Below are 253 nucleotides of genomic sequence, written 5' to 3'. Positions count from 1 at the left end.
TTCCACCTCGTCAATTTTTATTCCACCCCCTGTCAACCAGTAATTATACCTGCTGGCTGAGAGGAGATGGTAAAAATCATCCGTTTTTATTGACCGAAATTCATCCGTTTTATTATACCGCTTACACCTACACCCTGAACATGAAGAAAGTGGAGAGCGCGGTCACGAACATCGTCAACGGACGGCCGGTGACCAACCGGGACGCCCTGGCCAATCCGGAATGTCTGGATTACTACGAGCGGATTCTGCCCCA

General features: G+C 49.4%; 1 protein-coding gene. It reads left to right on the top strand.

The features are described 5' to 3' along the window. A partial coding sequence (locus GFC01_RS19115) for a hypothetical protein (protein ID WP_207707673.1) occupies positions 1-253 on the top strand: 253 nt, incomplete at both ends.

It is taken from the genome of Desulfofundulus thermobenzoicus (assembly GCF_009428905.1).
Lineage (GTDB): Bacteria > Bacillota > Desulfotomaculia > Desulfotomaculales > Desulfovirgulaceae > Desulfofundulus_A > Desulfofundulus_A thermobenzoicus.
This window is presented reverse-complemented; position numbering and strand designations above follow the sequence as displayed.